Origin of the sequence: Porphyromonas sp. (genome assembly GCF_030529325.1) — a bacterium.
Classification (GTDB): domain Bacteria; phylum Bacteroidota; class Bacteroidia; order Bacteroidales; family Porphyromonadaceae; genus Porphyromonas_A.
Window position 1 is genome coordinate 1 of the sequence record NZ_JAUMXC010000009.1, and the last position, 19,939, is coordinate 19,939.

The window sequence follows — 19,939 nt, forward strand, 5'->3', positions numbered from 1 at the left end:
TTAAGCTACACATTGTCATCAATGACAAGGGAGAAATCATCAAATATCAAATCACTCCGGGCAATTGCGATGACAGAGAACCTCTTAAGAACACTATACTTTACCAAGAAGCTTTTCGGTAAACTCGTCGGAGATAGAGGATACATCTCCCAAAGTCTTTTTGACCAACTCTTTGTCGATAAGATGAGAGGCTGTTCTGAAAACTCAAAAGACGCATCTTTTGAGGAGTTTTCGTTACCCCACCTATAACTTATCTGAATCAAAATTTTGATTAACTACCTATATTCTGAGGCTTACTCCTTAATCTGTAGTACATCCAATTTTGTTCCAACGTTTTTTTGTATTCCTGTAAGCTCCATGTCATCCCCATCCCTTTGAGGTAATCACTGATACTCTCCATTCCCATTTCCATGCGACGCTTATCGACTTCCTCGACATCCTCAATAGGCACAACAAAGCATTTCACCTTTCCTCCTTCAAGCGTTTTCTGATATACCTGAGTACCATATAGTTGTTCTTTTCCCTCATTCATTCTAATCCTATCAAACAAGTACGCATAATACATAGGGTCTGAGCGTTTTTGCATCACAGCCTCATGAAGCATTGGCAAATATTTCTTCGCCACTTCAGGCTTTTGATCGGCGTGTTGCAAACACAACCATAAAGATTGATCGGCCATTTCACCAATTAAAGTTTTACCGGGCCATTTTCCTGAAATATCGAGTATTTGCATTACTCTATCAGTATTTTGCCCATCAATTGACAGAATTTCCCCACGCACTTTTTTTCTAATAGAGTCTGAGGTATTAGGGGGCAATGCAATGAAAAGAGCACGTATACCTTGATCTCTGAACATTATATCCCAAAGCTCATCTCTCAACTGTGCATCCGGAACCATTGAAACTGAATCTACCCACTTCTTGCAAAGATCTTTACAAGGAAGTTCAGAAAAAACCTTCTTATACTTGCCATCTGTTAGTACGCGATAACACAAAGCATCGATACTACGATCTTTCATAAGCAAGTTCAAGTAGAAGCAAAGAGAATCCTTGTCATTCCTTTCTAACATTCTCTTCATATCTATGCCCTCTGACTCTAATGCATAATGTACGAAGAGTTGAGAATAAGTTGCACGAAACATTTCTTTATCATTCTGCCTTAAGTACTTCAAACTAATATTTACCAAAGAATCCTTGGCTGTATTTTGTCCATGTGCAAACGAAGAACAACAAAAGGACGCAATATAAAGCGGTATGAGTAAGAAGAAGTACGTTTGTCTTGTTTTCATTTGAAGTGAAAAATTAAGAAGTAAGAAGTAAATATTTTGATCATGAGAATGGTGAGATTTTAACATGTCCGAAAAATATCACTTTTCGACGCCCCCTCAAATATAAAAACAATTTCCTTAACCATACAGAGCACTCTTGATAAAAGATATCACTCTTTTGGTGCAGAGCTACTCACTTGAACGTGATGACAAAGCGGGTGAGGCCGTCGGGGTAGGTCTTGAGGGAGTAGTCGCAGTGGTGCTGCTTGAGGACTTCGCGGATGAAGAGGAGCCCGATGCCTTGACCTGTGGGCTTGGTGGAGAAGAAGGGACTGAATATCTTACCCTCGACCTCTTTGGCTATACCCTTGCCCGTATCGGCGATGGTGATGGATTTGGTTGCAGTATCTGTGGAGATATAGATATCGCCATCTTCGCCGATGCTTTCGACTGCATTTTTAATGATGTTAAGAAAGACCTGATCCATGAGACTTGTATCAACGGGTAAGTGTGGGAAGTCTTTGCTCAGGGCATAGTGCAGACGGATGTCGTGGGGATGACACATGACCTCCATGAAGAGCTTGAGGCTCTCTATCCGCTCATTGAGAGAAAGGGGGATGAGCTCGGCATCCGGGATCTTGACGACATCGGCAAAGTTGGTGATGAACTTGCTCATCGACATACAACGCTCCACACACACGTGAGCAGCCTCTTGGAGATCCTCATCTCCCTCTCTTTCAGAGAGGATCTGCCCCATCGTGTCAAGGGTCGAGATGATGACGGCAGTCGTATTGTTGACCTCATGAGAGATCATACGGATGACCTTTTCGTAGGCCTTCTTCTCCGCCTGTCGGAGCTCTTCGGTCAAGCTCTCAATCAAGTAAAAAGATCGATAAAATCCTCTATCGATAAATGTCTCCGCTGTACATTTATATATAGTACCATCTTGAAGTGTGCGGACCTCCGTGGCATGCAGAGGGATGGTGGAAAGGTCGATAGATATAAGTTCCTTGACGTCCGTCAAGCGTTTACCTATGACTGTCTCGGGCTGCTCCAGTAGGAGTATCCTGCGTGCAGAGGGATTGATCTGTTCGATCTCTTGGTCATAGTTGAGGACAATGACCCCCATGGGCGAAGCTTTGATGAGGAGATCGAGAAACTCATTTTGTTCGCGCAGTTTGAGCCTTTCGTTTTTCAGTTCAAGCATCATCCGGTTGAAGATATCAACGACCTTGTCAGCCTCATACTGTCCGACGCTGCGGAGACGAGAACTAAAATCCTGTTCGTGCAAGAGATCCATACCGCTATTGATCGTCTGAAGCGGTCGCACCACACGGCGATAGAAGACGATAAGATAGACACAGACCACGATGGCCAATATCTCCGCCACGATCGCCCACCTTGCCCCCGTACGTACAGCATGATAGACAAAAAAGCCCATGAGAGGCAGGAGAAGGAGGAGAAGGAGGACAAAGTAGTTACGCAGTTTCATGGTCTGTTCCTTTTATGTGTCATCGGTCTCCCCTAAAGCCCATGTTTCTCCATTCGGCGATAGAGAGCAGCACGACTGATGCCAAGCGACTTTGCGGCCTTGGAGAGGTTGCCATTGTGCCTCTCTATGGCAGTACGGATAGCCTGAGCTTCGAGATCTTCGAGCTTCACATCACGCCCCGGAGGAGCAGCCTCGGCAGGCACGGTGTCGATGATCTGCGCTTCGATGTCTTTGGCCGTGATCGAAGAAGTCGCAGAGATCAATATCGTACGGTCGATGAGATTTTTGAGTTCACGAATATTACCCGGAAAAGGGAGACGCTCAAGGAGTTCGAGCGCATTGGGAGCAAAGTTAACCCTCGACTGACCGAGAGCCTCGACTTGTCTGTCTGCGAAGAACTGTGCAAGCAGGGGGATATCCTCCCTTCGCTCACGAAGGGCAGGGAGATAGATCTGTATGAGGTTGATACGGTAGAAAAGGTCTTCACGGAAAGTCTTGTCCTGCACCATCTGTGCGAGATTGGCATTCGTTGCACTCACGACACGGACATCGACTTTGCGAGGATGACTGTCCCCAAGGGGCTCGAAAGTCTGGTCCTGCAGCACCCTCAACAGCTTGACCTGACAAGTGAGACCGAGCTCCCCTATTTCGTCCAAAAATATCGTCCCCTTATCTGCGAGTTCGAACCTCCCCACCCTATCTGCTCCGGCGTCGGTGAAGGCCCCCTTTTTGTGCCCGAACATTTCACTCTCAAAGAGACTCTGAGAGAGCCCACCAAGATTGACTTTGACGAAGCGGTCGGCCTTACGACGACTGTTGCGGTGGATGGCTTCGGCTATAAGTTCTTTGCCTGTGCCACTTTCGCCCGTGATGAGGACAGAAGCGTTGGTATTCGCGATCCTTGCGACGGTCGACAGCACCTTCGTCAAAGCCTCCGAACGCCCGATGATCCCTCCAAAGTCGTATCGCTCGTCTATTTCTCGACGAGAGGTAGGGATATCGACTTGTCGCCTGCGTCCTCTGAGCTCCAGAGCGGTCTCGACGGACTTGAGCAACTGACGATTGTCCCACGGCTTGGTGATGAAGTCAAAAGCCCCCAACTGCATCCCTTGCACGGCGAGGGAGATAGAACCCCATGCCGTCATGAGTATCACAGGCACCTGAGGACAGAAGATCTGCACCTTACGGAGCAATTCGAGTCCCTCAGCACCCTTCGTGGAGAGAGAGAAGTTCATATCCATAAGCATGAGATCGGGAGACTGTGAGCGCACGAAGTCGATCGCAGCCTCGGGACCGGGCACCGAATGTGACTCATACCCTGCACGCTTGAGCATGAGGGTGAGCGAAGATCTTACCGCAGCATCATCGTCTATGATGAGTATCATGATGTGTTTATTGCTTTTTTACAAAGTTATACTTTTTCGTGTAGGAAAAGACAGTAAGACAATACTTTCATGTTTCCACCCGATGCCAATCGGCGAAGATACCTACATACCGTTGTACATTTGTATCCCCCTCTTTACTGCCTGATGAGCTGTTCTATCTCGGCATCGAGTGCCATCCCATGCTCATAGTCATAGAGGGTGATGCTGCGAAGTTGATAGAGATAGTACCAGTAGAGGTGCATCTCAGATATATACTTCACATGGGCATTGTCCTTGGAGAGCTGAGCATCGTTGAGATCAAGGGTATTGATCTTGCCGATCATGAAAGACTCCACAGAGGTCTCGTAGCGTTGGCGAGCAATCTCGTCGGCTTCGCGAGCGATGCGGAGCTGTTCAGTTTGGTTGTTGTATTGCTGGACGAGGAGGAAGATATTTTGGTTGAAGTCCATCTGTGCCTGTTTGAGACGAGACTCGATGACACTGCGGTTGGACTCCGCCACTATTACTTTGCCTTTACGCTTTCCCCAGTCGACGAGAGGGATCCGCAGACCGACCTGCACAATCTGGTTGTCCATGAGCTGCTGATATGCAGTGCGGCAATCCTGATCTTGACCGGTATAGCCAAACGAGGCGAAGAAGTTGATCTCCTGTCGGTCTCCTTTAGCTTTGGCGACCTCATAGTCTGCTTCGAGCTGGCGACGACGTATGTTCTGAGCCAAAGGATTATTTTCATGGGCTTTCTGCAATACATCCTCATAGGTGATGACAGGGTAAGTCATCATCTCGGGTACCGCCGCCTCTATATCTTCGGTCTCTGAGAGGGAGAGGAACGATCGCAGGCGAAACATCGCTGCATTAAGAGTTGCCTCCTCCTTCGTCAGAGCTGAAGCAGCCTTGAGAGCAGAGAGTTTGAGCTGAAGAAGCTCGTTGTGAGATATCTGGCCCATCTCCCTGCGTGCCTCGGCGATCTCTGCGATGCGGTCGGCATTCTTTTTGTTTTGTCTTGCGATGTTGAGGTTCTCCTTTGCCAATAGGAGTTCGAAGTAGTAGGTGATGGTACGGAGTGTGAGTTGCTCCACATTCTCGATATAAGCCGCCTTTGCCTCCTTGTACTTGATAGGCTCTATCCGCCCACGCCATTTGAGGTGATTGGTACCGAATATGGGTTGAGTCAGCGTAACCCCCACTGGTACGCTCATGAAGTAGCGGTTCGCCCCGGCAGTACTGAGTGGATCGATGTATTGTAAAGAGGAATTGATCGACACCTTACCACCGGTGAACGGGATGTTTTGCTCTATGGAGAGATCTCCCGACATACGGAGGAGGTTGTTACGCACAAACTTGTACGACCCATCTTCATTTTGATAGAGATTGAAGCCACGGCTATAGTCAGGCAAAGTCCCCTTGAGGCTCACTTCGGGGAGTAGGTCAGCACGATAAGTGCGATACTCCCAGTAGGAAGTCTTCAATTGGTTGAGTGCCACAGCAGCATCGACAGACTGTCGTCGTGCCAACTCGATAGCTTGGGGCAAGGTCAGCACTTCCTGTGCCGACGCTTGCAGTCCCATAGCTACCAAAAGAATAAAGAAAGTATTAATCAGTCTCGTCATCGTTTCAAAGTATTTGAGGGGTTATTCGTCTCTTAGGGTCTCCGCCGGAGATAGATTCACCGCTCTGCGAGCAGGGAACCACACCCCGAGGAGGATCATAATAAGGAGTAGCACAAACGTTATCCCAAGACCTGCAAAGTACCTATGCACGTCAAGATCCATGAAGTAACTATTCAAGACTTCTTGCTGAAAGAGAAAAACAAAGAGGATCATCACGGGGATCAAGGCGAGCAACAAGAGCATCACCCCTTCGATGAAAAACTTCCCGAGCACCTTCTTTGGCATATCTCCCAAAGCTATACGTAGTCCTATCTCCATCTTGCGTTGTTGGGTCCTGAACCAAAACACGCCCGTAACGCCCAGAAAGATATTGATGAGCAAGAAGAGGATCACAAAAAGTTTCTCCTTGAGGTCGTTTTCGGAACTCTTCTGAAAGGCATCCCGTACATCGGGCATGTAGTCGATGGTGTTGAGGTAATAATTACCGAGGCGTAACTGTTGGGACATCTCCTTGCGAAAACGCGCGATGAAGTCTCGATCTTGTTCGGGTTTGACTCGCACACAGAGTTCGAGCCACTCAGGCACGCTGACAAAACCCTTGTAAATATTCCCTTTCATCGGGTAATTGATGTAGTCTGACCACCTGTGATAGTCGCCATATCGGACATCTTGAGAGACTGCTCCCACTCGATAACCCACAGAATCTTCATCATTGAGGTATATCTTCTTCCCGATACAATCCTCTCCGTCAGGGAATAGATCATCCCTTACGACTGTCGAGATGACCAGTTCGCCCCTCTCAGAGGCGTGTACCAGCTCGTCCGTACTGCCACTCTCTGTCTTGTACTTGAAGACCATGAAAAAGTTAAGGCTCGACCTGCGAAAAAGTACAGAGTGTCGTGTTCTCAAGGTATCTCGAAAACAGACAATGGACTGATTTTCGCCATTGTAAGGTCTTGTCATGAAAGAATAGCTTGCAGCCTCTATCATAGGGTTATTTTGGACACGTTCGAGGATGGTAGACAGATATACAGCCTGCTCATCCACGGAGAGATCGGGGATATACGACTTATGGTCGGCAGAGAGCAGTCCGAGTCTCATCTCATAAGTATGCTCCACGTCGAAGCCCAAGGGCTTGAGATAATTTCTCACAGTGTAGTATACCGTATCTCCGATGTACCACAAAAATGCAGAGACGACGATGAGCTCCAACCACAAGGCAATATTTTGCTTACGTTCATTCCAGAGTATGGTAAATATATGCTTGATCATAGGGCAAATCATTTGGAGAGGAGAGATTGGACAATAGGTTGGCGAGAAGTGCGCCATGCCGGGTAAAGAGCCGACAGCAGGTTGAGCACCAAGCAAAAGAGGATGGCATACACGAAGACCATGGGGCTGAGCAGGGCGAAAGGAGAGATCAATATACCTCCCATCTTGCCTGCCATCTCCCGACCTCCGTAGATGATGTCGGCAAAAGCGTAAGAGGCCACGAATGATAAGAAGATCCCTATCAGCCCTCCGAGCAATGTCTGCACAAGGCTCTCCCCAAGGACCTGCGAGAGGAGGTCGCTACGCTTGGCTCCGAAAGCACGACGCACACCGAGCTCTGAGAGACGCTTACGCATCCGTGAAGTCGTCATCCCCGAGAGATTGATGGCAGGGACAATGAGCAGAAGGGCGATGAGGATGGCGTATTGCCTCTTGACACTTGCGACATCCGGAGTAACGTTGGCAGCCTCACGGTGTAGGAAAGTAAAGTGGTTGTCCGGCTGCTCTCTATAATAAGCTATGTACTCGGGCTGGGCATCATTGTGCTTGAGCCTCAAAACCTCAGCTTCCTCACGTATCTTGTCGAAGTCCTTGGATGACTTTGCTAAGATCAAGACCGAACACACACCATTGATATTGGAGATGAAATCGGAAGGCAATACCCCCTTATGTATAGGTGTCCAGATCTGAGCATAAGCCGCTGTCGCCAGTGGGGGCACATCCCGCACCACACCCGAAATGAGGTGTTCGGTAAGGTTGATGACGATGGTCTTCCCTGTGACGGCTGTCGAGCCAAAGACCTTGCGTGCCACCGTCTCCGAGATGACCGCACGAGGAAGCCCTGCATCTACATCGGCCTTGGTAAAGGGCTTTCCATCAATGAAGGAGAAGTCAAAGATGTCCCAGAAGACCTCGTCCACCAACATCTTATCGAACCTCTGCAAGTCATCGCTCCCGACCTGCGCTGTCATGGCATACTGATCGTAGAAAAAGGAGATTATCGAGACTGCTTCGGGTGTCTTCAATGGCTTAAAACACTCCTTGGCCAAGGTATAAGAGAGGGCGGCATTGGCAGAATTGGACTCTCTGGGATCCTCCTTGTGCAGTGCCGTCATCGTCTTGACATAGAGCATACGATCACGATTGACCTCGGGAGCATAGGGTGCATTTTTCACCTCATAAGCCATGACCAGTACCATGATCATACATATGGCGAGAGCAGTCCCAAGGATAGAGATGGTGCTCAGGATAGGATTTTCCCTAAGCAGTCGCCATGTCTGTTTGAAGTATATTTTTATCATCATAGCTGTAATTTCGTTTGTTTGTCATCCGATAGCAAATCGGAGAAAAGAGCTCTATGATCGGACGATCGTCTGATGCCTATCGGACGACCGTCCGAAGTCCGACAGACGATCGTCCGTTAAGGCAAAGAGCAACTCCTTGTGACATCATGACACTTGACGCCCGTCAAGGAAGCGAACGATGCGTGAAGTCTCTTCGGCCTTACCCTCATCGTGGGTCACCATAACAATGGTACGGCCGTCTTCCTTGTTGAGCTGATGGAGAAGCCCCATGACTTCAGCTCCCATCTTCGAGTCGAGATTACCCGTAGGCTCATCGGCGAGGATGATCGAGGGGTTACCGATGATGGCGCGAGCGATCGCCACACGCTGACACTGCCCCCCCGAGAGCTGTGCCGGGAAGTGGCGCATACGGTGAGAGAGGCCTACCTTTTCGAGTACCTCTTTGGCGAGTCTGTGGCGTTCGCCGGCACTGACCTTGCGGTAGAGGAGTGGCAACTCGACATTGTCAAGGACGTTGAGCGAATTGATCAGGTGGAAGCTCTGAAAGACGAAGCCAAGGTTTTCGTTGCGGAACTTTGCCAACTCCTTGTCCTTCATCTTCTCGGTCTCGATGCCGTTGAGGATGACACGTCCGGAAGTGGGATTGTCGAGGAGACCCATGACATTGAGGAGGGTAGACTTGCCACAACCCGAAGGTCCCATGACGGCAAGGAACTCGCCCTCATTGACTTGGAGATTGACATTTTCGAGCGCGACGGTCTCGATTTCTTCAGTGCGGTAAATCTTGTGAACCTGTTCGAGTGAAATGATCTTTTTCATGTCTGTAAGTATTTTTATTATTGTTGTTTATTATTCGTTTCTAAGGGCTTCCACGGGATTGAGAGTGGCGGCCTTGCGTGCGGGTATCCAAGCACTCAGGGCAGTGATTACACCAAGGAGGATGAAGGTTAGGGCATTGGCGATGACGAAACGCCACCACTTGTTGCCCGTAATATAATGGACTGACTCTTCTCCCAAAAGGTCATTTTGGACAATATCTGCCTGACAGATACCGATATTGATAAGCAATGCAGGGATGGCGGCCAGGCAGAGGATGAGTAGAGCCTCGATGATGAACTGTGCCTGCACCTTGCGACGTGACGAGCCGAGTGCCATGCGTAGACCGATCTCGCTGCGACGCTTTTGGTTGAGGAACCAGAATGTGCCGATCACACTGAGGGCAACGTTGAAGAGCATAAATACCATCACTCCGGATCGTACACGCTCTTCAGTAAGGATCCCGAAGGTGTGTGCCATGGCATCTTGTATCTCTTTGGGAGTCTGTATGCCCGGGGTGACTTCGGCTCTGAAGCGTTCGATGTCGAAGTTGTCACCGACACGGATGCTCACCAATGGTATCGCCGGCTCTGATTTGGTGGCAGGGATAAAGATGACTTCGCTGGGTTCGATGTAAGGCATACGCTTCTGATCATGCACGATGTCCACGACACGATAATAGCGACGAAAGAAAACGGTCTTGCCGATAGGATATTCGTCCCCGAAGAGCTTCTTGGCTATCCCTTCTGTCAGGATACACTGTCTATTGTCGCTGAGATCGAGATGTGCGGGCTTGCCTGTGATCACCGAGGGGGTGATGAAGATGTCGAAGTACTCTTTGTTATCGACCCTCTTGAACTGCAAGTGATGCTCTTCGACATCTGCAGAGTCTCTACTGATCATTCCACCGTTGTATGACCCCACGTGTGGGGATAGTGCCCAGTCTGCTGTCTCCATGACATGAAGGACTCCCGGGAAAGCACGCATCTTGGTCATCATGGCATTGTGCTCCTCTGCCCCTTCCCCATTCATTGCCCGACCAAGATCAGTCGTAGTGACCATATAAGTATCGGAGTCATCAAACCCTTCGGGAAGAAGCCGATTGTGTACCAGCGTGAAGAAGTAGTCCAGAAGTATCGAACTGAGGACAAAGATGATGAGCATCTCTACAAAGATCCACGCATTGCGACGGCGTAGCGTCCATATCTGTTTGAGTGTCTGTCGTATCATGGCTTAGTAATGATTTGTGGGATTGTCACTGAGTGAGTAGGTGATGCTCTTCTTCGTAAAATGATAGGCTGGTACAAGCCCTGAAAGGACATTGACAACGAGAGCAAAAAAGACCGTAAGTACAAAGATGAGAGGATCAAAAAGCATCCCCCAAGTGACACTCTTATTGTCCTTCGTCAATGTATCAAGATCGGAGGCAAAGAGAGATAGTTTGTCTACAAGCATATCCGAAAATGACGTGATAAGCAAGTAAGAGACCAATAGTCCCAAAAGGGCTCCGATGAGGGTGAGCAGGAAGTTTTCGACCAATACTTGGCCAAGGAGTACACTGTTAGGAGCACCAAAGGCTTTGCGCACCCCTATCTCTTGGAGTCGTCCTTCCATCTGGCTACTGTTTAGTCCTGACAAATTGATCGCCGGGACAAGGAGGACGAGTAGTAGGATAATTGAGGTCTTGAACATGATATCCTTCATGTCGGCACCTCTATTGCCCCGTCTGAAAGAGTGCACCAGGGGGCTTTCGGGCTGACCATCAAGGTGGATATTGTGTATCAGCGGTGCCTCAAGTTGAGCGACCGTCTGCTTGATCTCCGCTCTCAATGCTTTCTCATCCGAAGATTTATTCAGGCGAATAACTGTTGTGAAAAAGCCGAGTATCCCCTCATCATCGTCAGCCTTATCGTAACCTGAGACAAGAGTGTATGGCAAGAAGACCGTACCAAAAGAAGCCCCCAACAGGTAAGACCCATCCTCCACAACTCCCGACACTCGGTAATCTCTGCCGTTCATGACAAAGCGTTGCCCCGTAGCCTCAGCATCCGGAAACAGCCTATTTGCAAGGCTCTTCACGATAACAGCAGAGGGTAGTCCTGACTCAAAATCTGCCTGTGAAAAGGGCTTGCCCTCCACAAACTTGTACTGATAAACGTCCCAAAATCCCGGATCGGTGTACTTGACTGACACCTTTCGGTCGGCGGTGCCTTCTCCTACTTTTATGAGATAACTGCTCTTAAATTCCATAAGCGTTGCCGACACGGCCTTGGGTGTCTTGAGGCTGTACACGACTTCCTTGACAAACCTGTGTGACAGCAGCGAACTGTGATAGTTGTTGTTGGTCGTGTCCTTCGGCGTCAGAGCAATATGCTGGATGTAGAAGAGCTTGTCTCTCCCCTCCTCGGGATAATAACTCCTGCTCTTGAGCAAGAAGAAAATCGCCACAAACATCACCATAGAGATACTGAGTGCAGTCCCGGCGACGTATATCAGGCTGAAAAGTTTGTTTTGCTTGACAAGCTGCCAAGCCTGTTTGAAGTACTGTTTTATCATAGTCGTAAAGATTTTATTCGTCTTGAAGAGCTTCGACAGGGTTGACTTTGGATGCACGATCGGCAGGGATCATCGCACCGATGACAGTAATGCCTAACATCAGCACTCCTGTAATAGCTATCGTCACAAAGTAACGGTTCCACGTATATGCCAGCATATCGTTAAGCGTAAAGGTCATGTCCCAAAATGCGAGGTTGGCTGTGATAAAAAAGGCCGGCACAAAGGCGATCGAAAAGAGTACCACACTCTCCATCAAAATATACTTATGCACCCCTACACGTGTAGAGCCGAGAGCCATACGCAATCCGATCTCTCCTCGACGACTTTCCATAGTAAACCAAAAGGTTCCAAGGATACCAAGAAAAACAATGAAGACGAAGAAAATGAGCATGCTTGAAATGATACGGATATACTTCGTCACCCCATTGACGGCATCGAAGACTTCGGCTCTGAAGTCGTATGAAACGAAACTGAACAAGTAGTAAGGTCCGATGTTTAGTCGCTCTCTCATGTCTTCGACAAACTGCTTCCCAAATCCGGCGGTGTCTGCCTCGGGCTTCACCCTCACTCCGATGATCGGGATGACATAAGCAAAACGACGGATATCAAGTGGGGTATGTATCATGGGCTCATATACACCGTATGTATCGTACTTCATCGACGAGGAGACTCCGACTACCTTTAGAGAGGAAAGTGCGGGATCATAATAGTCTCTGAAAGAGTGCCCCACAGCATCTGCGGTGTGGAACAGTGAGTCTGCCAAGTCATAAGAGACAACGGCACTGAGGGGTGTACGACCTCTTTCCCACTCCGAAAATGCTCCGGCAAGAGGTGTCACCTTGAACACCTTATCATAGCCCTCACTCACATAACGTATATTGGCACGATGCACCTTTGCACTATCCACGGTGTAACCTTGGAAGATGACACCGTTTGAAAACTGCTCACTTCCCTCATAATAAGCCACACACTCGACACAGGGGGACTCGCCCACCATCCTCACGATATGCTCAAAAGGAGCGACCCATTGAGACTGAACACTGTCGAGATCTTGCCTGTTGATACTCACCGTCGGGTTGTATCCCAAGCGTAGACGATAGACGTGCTCAGTATTGATGCCTGCAGGTTCGATATTCTTACGCACAACGACATAAAGAAAATCCACACAATACCAAAGGAGTACGGAAACTATCAGCAGTTCGATGATAAGCCAAAAGTTAGACTTACGATTTCTCCATATTTGTTTTAGAGCTATTGTCCACATGATATTATTCACCTTTGATGATTTGTATAATGGTCGTACGAGAGGCTTTCCACACAGGGAAAGCAGCGGAAAGGAGGTTGACAAGAATGCAGAAGAGCAACATCCAGCCAAAAAGCCGGGGACTGAAGAATGCCTCTACAGGAAGATCAAAAGCCTCTAAGGCGTTGATCGTCATGATGTCGGCAAGAAGCAGGTTTTTGAAAAAGACTATCACTACAAACGAAAGCAATAACCCCACAAAGCCTCCAATGAGGGTCAGCATCAAGTTCTCAAAGAGGAGCTGACCTGTGATTTCGGCATTCGTGGCACCATAAGCCTTACGGACACCTATCTCTGCCTGGCGCTTCTTCATTTGGGTAGAGAGTAGTCCCGTCATGTTGATGGCAGGCACGATGAGCAAAATAAGGATGGCAAAAACAAATATCTTGACAGGGTTGGTCTTCTCTCCTGCAAAGAAACTGGACTGTGCCTGTGTCCTCATCGTAAGCTCAAAAGTAAACTCTCTCAGATTATCGTTCACCTCCACGACCTTTGCTTCGATTTCCTTTTCCAGGTCGGATAACGATACTCCGGGCTTGGCAAGCACAAAGACTTGACAGTTACCCAAAAGGCCCTCGGAGCGTCCGGGAGCCCAGTTCAGATCATCCTGATCAAATGTCACCCACACATCGCTATAGGCACGGTTGAAAAACGAACTCACCGCCTTCACAATCCCAACCACTCTGTAATCCCTGAAGTTTATGCTGATGGTCTTACCCAGAGCTTCGATCGTGCCATAGAGCTTTGTCGCCAGACGATCCGAGATGATACACTCACGACGACCGGCTTGGGCTTGCTCTGCCGTGAAAGCCTGCCCTGCCAAAAACTCAAACTGAAATATACGGAAGTAAGCATCATCCACCGGACTGACGACAGCCTTGTCACTATTAATGGCACTCGTGCCTACGTAGGCAGCCCCTTCGCCCTTATCGACACAATAGCTGACGATCTCTGCCCCTTGGAGCTGTCCGAAGATCTGCTTTGCCACCTTGCCGGAAAGTCCCGACTGCATCTGTGACTGATCCTTGGTGAGGTAAGAAAATCCCCTCAAACTATACAAGAGCCTGGAACGATTTATCTCAGGGGCAATATCCATCGTCTTGAATGAATATACCATGTACAATGTCATCACAAAAGCTATCGTAAGTGCCGTAGCAAGGGCAGATATAAGGCTGAAGAGAGAATTAGCTCTCCACAGCAGGGCTACTTGTCTCAGGTATTGTCGTATCATATCATGGTTATTTTACTTTGACACCTTCAGTTTGTTCTTGTTGCGGTATTGGCTCATGTCCGAGATAACGACTTCCTCGCCTTCCTCCAGACCTGAGATCACCTCGACAAACTCATAGTTGCTGTTCCCGAGTTCGACCTTGCGCTTGACAAGTTCGCCACCTTTCATCACAAAGAGTTCGTAATGCCCCTTGCCCGAGTAATAAGAACCGTTCTTGATACGGATGACATCATCCTTGACGGCATTCATCACGTACACATCGGTCTTGAGCCCCGAACGGAGACGAGGGTGAGCGTCCTCATCAAGTTGGACAGTAAACTGGATGATACCGTTCTTGGACAAAGGTGTGACACTGCTCACACGCCCCGAAAGTTCGTCCTGTCCGACCTTCACCACTACCTTATTCCCCGCAGCAACACGGTCACCATAACTGTCTGCAATCTCTCCATCGACACGGAAGTGTGACAAGTCCGAGAGGATTGCAATCGCCGTTCCTTGGCCAACTGTCGTCCCCACCTGACTGTTGATGAAGGTGAGTATCCCCTTTCGTGGCGAAAGGATACGGGCATCGTCGAGGGTACGCTTGGTCTCGGCAAGACTCTTGCGAAAGATGGCAAGGTCAAGCTCCTGTACACGCAACTCGGCATCGGCGATCCTACGGTCGTTGTCCAACTTCTTATGAGCCTGCTCTTGCTCCAATCGTGCCACGTCGTAACGCAGTTGCACCTCACGCACCTTGTCTGTCGTACCGGCACCGATACTATCGAGGTACTTCTCGTTGCGCACTTCGACCTCCATCTTATCGATCTTCATGCCGTTGACCTTGAGTTCCATCTCTGCATTGCTGAGTGCGCTGTTATTCTTGATGCGTTGCTGTTCGAGCTTGTAGGTACGCATCCGGAGCTCATCCAACATCTTGTTGTACTCCGTCTCTATACTCTGGAGATCAAGGCGAAGAAGGGGCGTACCGACCTCCACGGAGTCCCCGGCCCTCATATAGACCTCTTCAATACGACTGGCGATAGGGGCAATGATCGTCTCCTCAAAGAGTGGAGCGACCTTACCCGACGCGCTCACCGACACCTCGATGGTGCCACGATCGACGGAAGAGACCCTGAGGTCTTTGACATTGATGGTCTCACGCATAAGCGAGATAAGCACAGCCACGACAACGACCGAACCAAGGGCAATACTGCCGTACTTGATCCATCTTTGGCGCTTCTCCTTGCGAAGGGTTTCTTTAGGTATTTGTCTGTCCATAATGTTACAATGTTTCTTTATGCCAAACTTTGTGCAAGCACTGTGCCAAAAACATTAACCAACTGACTATCAACACAAACACTTTTTCACAACTGTCCGTTATCGTACGTTTTTGTACGATAACGGACACTCTCAAGCGGACAGTATATCTTGGGGAGCACACCGATATTGGAAAACGGAGCTCTTTTCAAAGTGGGTAAAACCATGAGCGCATGTCCTTATTATTCAGGTATAAATCAAAGTGCCTACCTTGCGATCGAAAGGTAGGCACTTTGATTTGTCAAGGTAAGCACATCGATTGTGACCCTTGTATAACTTCTTATCCGGACAATCGAGGGAAAAGAAAACTCTCCCTCTCTACAAATGGGATAAAAACAAGGTAGAGAGAAAAATTGTATTCTTCGCCGACATTGGCTATTTTCGCATTCGATTGGCCTTATTCTCAAAAATCGATGGACCTCCCAGTGCCCATACATGACCGGAAGCGATCCGATGAGATCGACTACATCAAGAGCCTCTTGATCATCCTCATGATCATCTTTCACTTGGTGTACATAGGTGACAAACACCCCTATCTGAAGGCCATAGTCTACACCTTCCATATGTCGGGATTCTTGATGATCTCAGGCTTTTTGATGAACACAAAGAAGGATACGAAAGCCGTCCTAAACTCACTACTTTGGCTCTTCATTCCCTATGCCATCATGGAGACAGGCTATGTCTTCATGGCTTCGATACTCCCGATACGCGAACACATAGATATCCTCACACCGCTACTCCTAGTAGACAAGATATTCCTGCATCCGATAGGACCATACTGGTATCTGCACACACTTATTATATGCTATGTCATTTGGTATCTGATCGACAGATTTGCCGGAGAATGCCTTGCCGTCAGTGCCTTCTGGGTCATCATTGCCCTATATGCCCTCTCTCATACAGGTATAATCTCGGTGGACAATGCCTTGTACTTCATGCTCGGAGCATTGATCAGGCAGATAGGACTGAGATTTGACAAAGTCTTTTATGCGACCATATGGGTCATCATCCCCCTCGTTGTCCTCTGCTATTTCCCAAGCAACCTCAATCGTGGGACCTTTGCGGGGATAGTTATCACTTACCTTGCTATCTGCTTCTTGCTCTCCCTCTATCCATACCTATCCCAGAGAGCAAAGAGGATCAGCCAATTTGTTGGTCGAAATACCCTCCCTCTCCTGCTCTTCTCTCCTATATTCACCCTACTCTCCAAGCCCCTCGTTCCTGTGCTCTCCTTCGACCCCACAGGTCTGCTCTTTACAGCCGTTGCAGTGGTGTTCACCGTGATGGGTAGCTTCACCATCGCTTGGCTGATCGATAGAAGCGGTCTGTCTCGCTTCTTCTGGGGTACTCGGGAAAAGTTCTCATGGCAAGGACTCGAACTTTCCTCAAAAAGTAAATAAGCCTCAAAAAACGCCCCTGGGTTCCTGGAGTGTGAGAAAAAGACATAACCTCCTATCCCCCATCATGAAATTAAAGCTCATGCACATTGGGATATGTCATTACAACCTTGATACAATTCCCTCTTCTAAGGCGTCTGAATGTCTGACGTAAACTCTGTACACTTCAGTCAAAATGAGACTATATAGTATAAGTACCTGACAATTTCACTTTCAAAACTAACACAAAGGCTTCCAAAAATATTCAACTTCTAAGAGGCATGACCGAACACTTTCACCTCTCTGCTTGTTTTAGTCATACGTGTGTCAAAAAAACTCATGAGATGACACGAAGAGAGACTGGCACGCTTTTTGCTGAATATGACTACTGATTACATAATCTAAAATAATCGCAGAAACGACTTGAAAACAACAACTGCAAACTCCAAAGCGCTCGTCGATAGCATCGTAGAGGGTATCAAAGAGAAGAAAGGTAAAAACATCGTGATCATTGACATGGCGAATGTCGATGATTCTATCTGTAACTATATGGTCATCGCCGAAGGGAATACCCCGACACAGGTAGAAGCCATACAAGACTCAATCCTCGATACCGCCCGTATCCAAATGGGAGAGAAGCCCCTACACACCCATATCGGGAGTGGCGAATGGGTGGCAATGGACTATGTCGACGTCGTAGTACATGTATTCGTGCCTACCCTGAGAGAGTTTTACAACATCGAACAGCTCTGGGCGGATGCCAAACAAACTCGCTTGGAAAACGAATAACTGAGAACCGAACATGGATAACCAAAACATGAACAATAACCCTCTCAACAGAAATCCAAAGAAATCGGGGATGCCGAGGTTTGGATTTGGGTGGCTATACATCATCCTGCTTCTCATCATCGGGAGCTTATTCTTCCTCCCTGGGGGTGATGAGATGAAGCCTGTGGACTGGAGCGAATTTCAGCAGATGATGGAACGCGATGAGTTCTCCAAAATCACCGTACACACCTCCAAAGGAACCGTCGTGGGTGAGGTGCGAGAAGATCCTCAAAGCCGGGTGTCGGCACACGACTCCATCCCTCGGGTAAGGTCGACACAGAAGGCACTGCTCTCACGCACCCTTGTGAGCACGGAGATGCCCGGAACCACCGCATTCAATGACATCTATCAAAAGCTCCTGGAACGTGACCCAAAGATCACAGCCCGTGTCTCGTATGACAATAAAAAGGATACATTTTGGGCTATATTCTTGAACGTGATCCCATTCCTACTCATCATATTATTCTGGGTATGGATGACTCGGAGGATGTCTTCGGGAGGAGGTGGTGCCGGCGGAGGAGTCTTCAACGTAGGCAAGTCGAAAGCCCAACTCTTTGACAAAGAAAATAAGGTAAAGGTGACGTTCAAGGATGTTGCCGGTCTGAGTGGCGCTAAGCAGGAGATCGAAGAGATTGTACACTTTTTACGTGCACCTAAAACATACACTGACCTTGGTGGCAAGATCCCCAAGGGCGCTCTCCTTGTAGGCCCTCCGGGGACCGGTAAAACCTTGCTTGCAAAAGCTGTCGCAGGAGAGGCCGATGTGCCGTTCTTCTCTCTCTCGGGCTCGGACTTCGTGGAGATGTTCGTCGGAGTGGGTGCATCTCGCGTGCGTGACCTCTTTAAGCAGGCTAAAGAGAAAGCACCATGTATCGTCTTCATCGACGAGATCGACGCGGTCGGTCGTGCCAGAGGCAAGAATGCCGGATTCGGAGGCAATGATGAGCGAGAAAACACCCTCAATCAGCTCCTTACAGAAATGGACGGCTTCGACACCAATAGCGGAGTTATCATCCTTGCTGCGACCAATAGAGTCGACATCCTTGACAAGGCTCTTCTCCGTGCAGGACGCTTTGATCGCCAGATACAGGTAGATCTGCCGGATCTCAACGAACGTAAGGAAATATTTGAAGTACACATGAGACGCCTCAAGTTGGACAAGTCGGTGGATATGGATCTACTCTCAAGACAGACCCCGGGCTTCTCAGGTGCGGACATAGCCAACGTATGTAACGAAGCTGCACTCATCGCAGCTCGCAATGGCAAGCCCTCAATAGATAAGGATGACTTCACAAGTGCCATCGACCGTATCGTGGGCGGTCTGGAAAAAAAGACAAGGATAACAACACAAGAAGAGAAAAAAGCCATCGCTATCCATGAAGCCGGGCATGCTACGGTATCTTGGCTCTTAGAACATGCGAACCCTCTCATAAAGGTAACCATAGTACCTCGTGGGCGTGCTCTCGGTGCAGCATGGTACCTTCCCGAAGAACGGCAGATCACGACGACGGAGCAAATACTCGATGAAATGTGTGCCATCCTGGGTGGTCGTGCTGCCGAAGAAGTGGTATTGGGCCGCATCTCGACAGGTGCTGCAAATGACCTACAGCGTGCAACACGTATGGCACAGGCCATGATAACTTACTTCGGCATGAGCGACAAGCTCCCTAATATCAACTATCAGGATACCCAAGGGGAGTACGGATTCACAAAGCCTTTCAGTGAAGAGACGGCCCGTAAGATAGATGAAGAGGTGCTTCGCATCATCAACGAGCAGTATGCTCGTGCCAAGGATTTGCTCTCGACCCACAGAGATGGTCACCGACAAATCTCGGATATGCTCTTCGAAAGGGAAGTCATCTTCACCGAAGATGTAGAAAATATCCTCGGCAAACGCCCTTGGAAATCCCGTACCGAAGAACTCTTGGAGCCTACTCAGAAGGAAGAGGTTATAGAGCCTGAAAGGACAGAAGAGAAGCCCTTAACGGAAAATTTATTAAGCAAACCTCTTTGAAGTGTAAAATACATAAGTACAGATTTTAGCCAAGAGAAGAAGGCCATAAAATCTGTACTTATTTTTTATGCCCCTCTTTAAAACCACCATGAAAAAGAGAAAAAGATGAACTGAAACTCATGATTTCAATATAAGCGATGGGCTCAAGAAACGAAATACAGGAAGATATACAAGGTCAAGTTTTGG

The 19,939-nt window shown here is 48.4% G+C and carries 15 protein-coding genes and 1 pseudogene; 4 read left to right on the forward strand and 12 right to left on the reverse strand.

All coding sequences use genetic code 11. From position 1 onward, the window contains the following. Positions 1–150, forward strand: a pseudogene (locus Q4A14_RS02520) (transposase); the annotation flags it as partial. A gap of 121 nt (positions 151–271) precedes the next feature. On the opposite strand, the gene Q4A14_RS02525 reads toward Q4A14_RS02520, so the two are convergent. The 12 genes from Q4A14_RS02525 to Q4A14_RS02580 form a co-directional block, all read right to left on the reverse strand. Then, on the reverse strand, positions 272–1,354 hold the full coding sequence (locus tag Q4A14_RS02525; protein ID WP_303169704.1) for a DUF6624 domain-containing protein: 1,083 nt from the start codon (positions 1,352–1,354) through the stop codon (positions 272–274). 106 nt (positions 1,355–1,460) lie between these two features. After that, positions 1,461–2,759, reverse strand: coding sequence for a PAS domain-containing sensor histidine kinase (locus Q4A14_RS02530; protein ID WP_303169705.1), 1,299 nt, complete (start codon positions 2,757–2,759; stop codon positions 1,461–1,463). A gap of 32 nt (positions 2,760–2,791) precedes the next feature. Then, a complete protein-coding gene (locus tag Q4A14_RS02535; protein ID WP_303169706.1) occupies positions 2,792–4,144 on the reverse strand; it encodes a sigma-54 dependent transcriptional regulator in 1,353 nt (450 codons plus the stop codon). Positions 4,145–4,278: 134 nt separating this feature from the next. After that, entirely contained in the window at positions 4,279–5,754 is a 1,476-nt protein-coding gene (locus tag Q4A14_RS02540) for a TolC family protein (RefSeq protein ID WP_303169708.1), read from the reverse strand. 21 nt (positions 5,755–5,775) lie between these two features. Beyond that, positions 5,776–7,026, reverse strand: a complete 1,251-nt coding sequence (locus Q4A14_RS02545) for an ABC transporter permease (protein ID WP_303169709.1) — start codon at positions 7,024–7,026, stop codon at positions 5,776–5,778. A gap of 8 nt (positions 7,027–7,034) precedes the next feature. Beyond that, a complete protein-coding gene (locus Q4A14_RS02550) occupies positions 7,035–8,330 on the reverse strand; it encodes an ABC transporter permease (RefSeq protein WP_303169711.1) in 1,296 nt (431 codons plus the stop codon). A 144-nt stretch (positions 8,331–8,474) separates the two neighbouring features. After that, positions 8,475–9,140 (reverse strand): ABC transporter ATP-binding protein, encoded by a 666-nt coding sequence (locus Q4A14_RS02555; RefSeq protein WP_303169768.1) that lies wholly within the window; start codon positions 9,138–9,140, stop codon positions 8,475–8,477. A gap of 39 nt (positions 9,141–9,179) precedes the next feature. Next, positions 9,180–10,376, reverse strand: coding sequence for an ABC transporter permease (locus Q4A14_RS02560; protein ID WP_303169713.1), 1,197 nt, complete (start codon positions 10,374–10,376; stop codon positions 9,180–9,182). Between the two features lie 3 nt (positions 10,377–10,379). Next, on the reverse strand, positions 10,380–11,702 hold the full coding sequence (locus Q4A14_RS02565; RefSeq protein WP_303169714.1) for an ABC transporter permease: 1,323 nt from the start codon (positions 11,700–11,702) through the stop codon (positions 10,380–10,382). A 13-nt stretch (positions 11,703–11,715) separates the two neighbouring features. Further along, entirely contained in the window at positions 11,716–12,978 is a 1,263-nt protein-coding gene (locus Q4A14_RS02570) for an ABC transporter permease (RefSeq protein WP_303169716.1), read from the reverse strand. Beyond that, on the reverse strand, positions 12,971–14,236 hold the full coding sequence (locus Q4A14_RS02575) for an ABC transporter permease (RefSeq protein WP_303169718.1): 1,266 nt from the start codon (positions 14,234–14,236) through the stop codon (positions 12,971–12,973). The genes Q4A14_RS02570 and Q4A14_RS02575 overlap by 8 nt, the downstream gene beginning before the upstream one ends. Positions 14,237–14,248: 12 nt before the next feature. After that, positions 14,249–15,496: an efflux RND transporter periplasmic adaptor subunit gene (locus Q4A14_RS02580; RefSeq protein WP_303169719.1), complete on the reverse strand. Its 1,248-nt coding sequence runs from the start codon at positions 15,494–15,496 to the stop codon at positions 14,249–14,251. A gap of 452 nt (positions 15,497–15,948) precedes the next feature. On the opposite strand from Q4A14_RS02580, the gene Q4A14_RS02585 reads away from it, so the two are divergent. The 3 genes from Q4A14_RS02585 to ftsH all read left to right on the forward strand — a co-directional run bounded on the left by Q4A14_RS02585 (position 15,949) and on the right by ftsH (position 19,753). After that, positions 15,949–16,935, forward strand: coding sequence for an acyltransferase (locus Q4A14_RS02585; RefSeq protein WP_303169720.1), 987 nt, complete (start codon positions 15,949–15,951; stop codon positions 16,933–16,935). Between the two features lie 399 nt (positions 16,936–17,334). Next, the gene (gene rsfS, locus Q4A14_RS02590) at positions 17,335–17,700 is read left to right on the forward strand and encodes a ribosome silencing factor (protein ID WP_303169721.1); all 366 of its coding nucleotides are present in this window, start codon (positions 17,335–17,337) and stop codon (positions 17,698–17,700) included. 13 nt (positions 17,701–17,713) lie between these two features. After that, the gene (ftsH, locus tag Q4A14_RS02595) at positions 17,714–19,753 is read left to right on the forward strand and encodes an ATP-dependent zinc metalloprotease FtsH (protein WP_303169723.1); all 2,040 of its coding nucleotides are present in this window, start codon (positions 17,714–17,716) and stop codon (positions 19,751–19,753) included. Positions 19,754–19,939 lie beyond the last annotated feature (186 nt).

Bases quoted from the DNA above. Each gene is read 5' to 3' on its own strand.
- Q4A14_RS02540 (WP_303169708.1), bottom strand. From the start codon at position 5,754: ATGACGAGACTGATTAATACTTTCTTTATTCTTTTGGTAGCTATGGGA.
- Q4A14_RS02585 (WP_303169720.1), top strand. From the start codon at position 15,949: ATGGACCTCCCAGTGCCCATACATGACCGGAAGCGATCCGATGAGATC.
- Q4A14_RS02560 (WP_303169713.1), bottom strand. From the start codon at position 10,376: ATGATACGACAGACACTCAAACAGATATGGACGCTACGCCGTCGCAAT.
- Q4A14_RS02565 (WP_303169714.1), bottom strand. From the start codon at position 11,702: ATGATAAAACAGTACTTCAAACAGGCTTGGCAGCTTGTCAAGCAAAAC.
- Q4A14_RS02530 (WP_303169705.1), bottom strand. From the start codon at position 2,759: ATGAAACTGCGTAACTACTTTGTCCTCCTTCTCCTCCTTCTCCTGCCT.
- Q4A14_RS02550 (WP_303169711.1), bottom strand. From the start codon at position 8,330: ATGATGATAAAAATATACTTCAAACAGACATGGCGACTGCTTAGGGAA.
- Q4A14_RS02545 (WP_303169709.1), bottom strand. From the start codon at position 7,026: ATGATCAAGCATATATTTACCATACTCTGGAATGAACGTAAGCAAAAT.
- Q4A14_RS02535 (WP_303169706.1), bottom strand. From the start codon at position 4,144: ATGATACTCATCATAGACGATGATGCTGCGGTAAGATCTTCGCTCACC.
- Q4A14_RS02525 (WP_303169704.1), bottom strand. From the start codon at position 1,354: ATGTTAAAATCTCACCATTCTCATGATCAAAATATTTACTTCTTACTT.
- Q4A14_RS02575 (WP_303169718.1), bottom strand. From the start codon at position 14,236: ATGATACGACAATACCTGAGACAAGTAGCCCTGCTGTGGAGAGCTAAT.
- Q4A14_RS02580 (WP_303169719.1), bottom strand. From the start codon at position 15,496: ATGGACAGACAAATACCTAAAGAAACCCTTCGCAAGGAGAAGCGCCAA.
- ftsH (WP_303169723.1), top strand. From the start codon at position 17,714: ATGGATAACCAAAACATGAACAATAACCCTCTCAACAGAAATCCAAAG.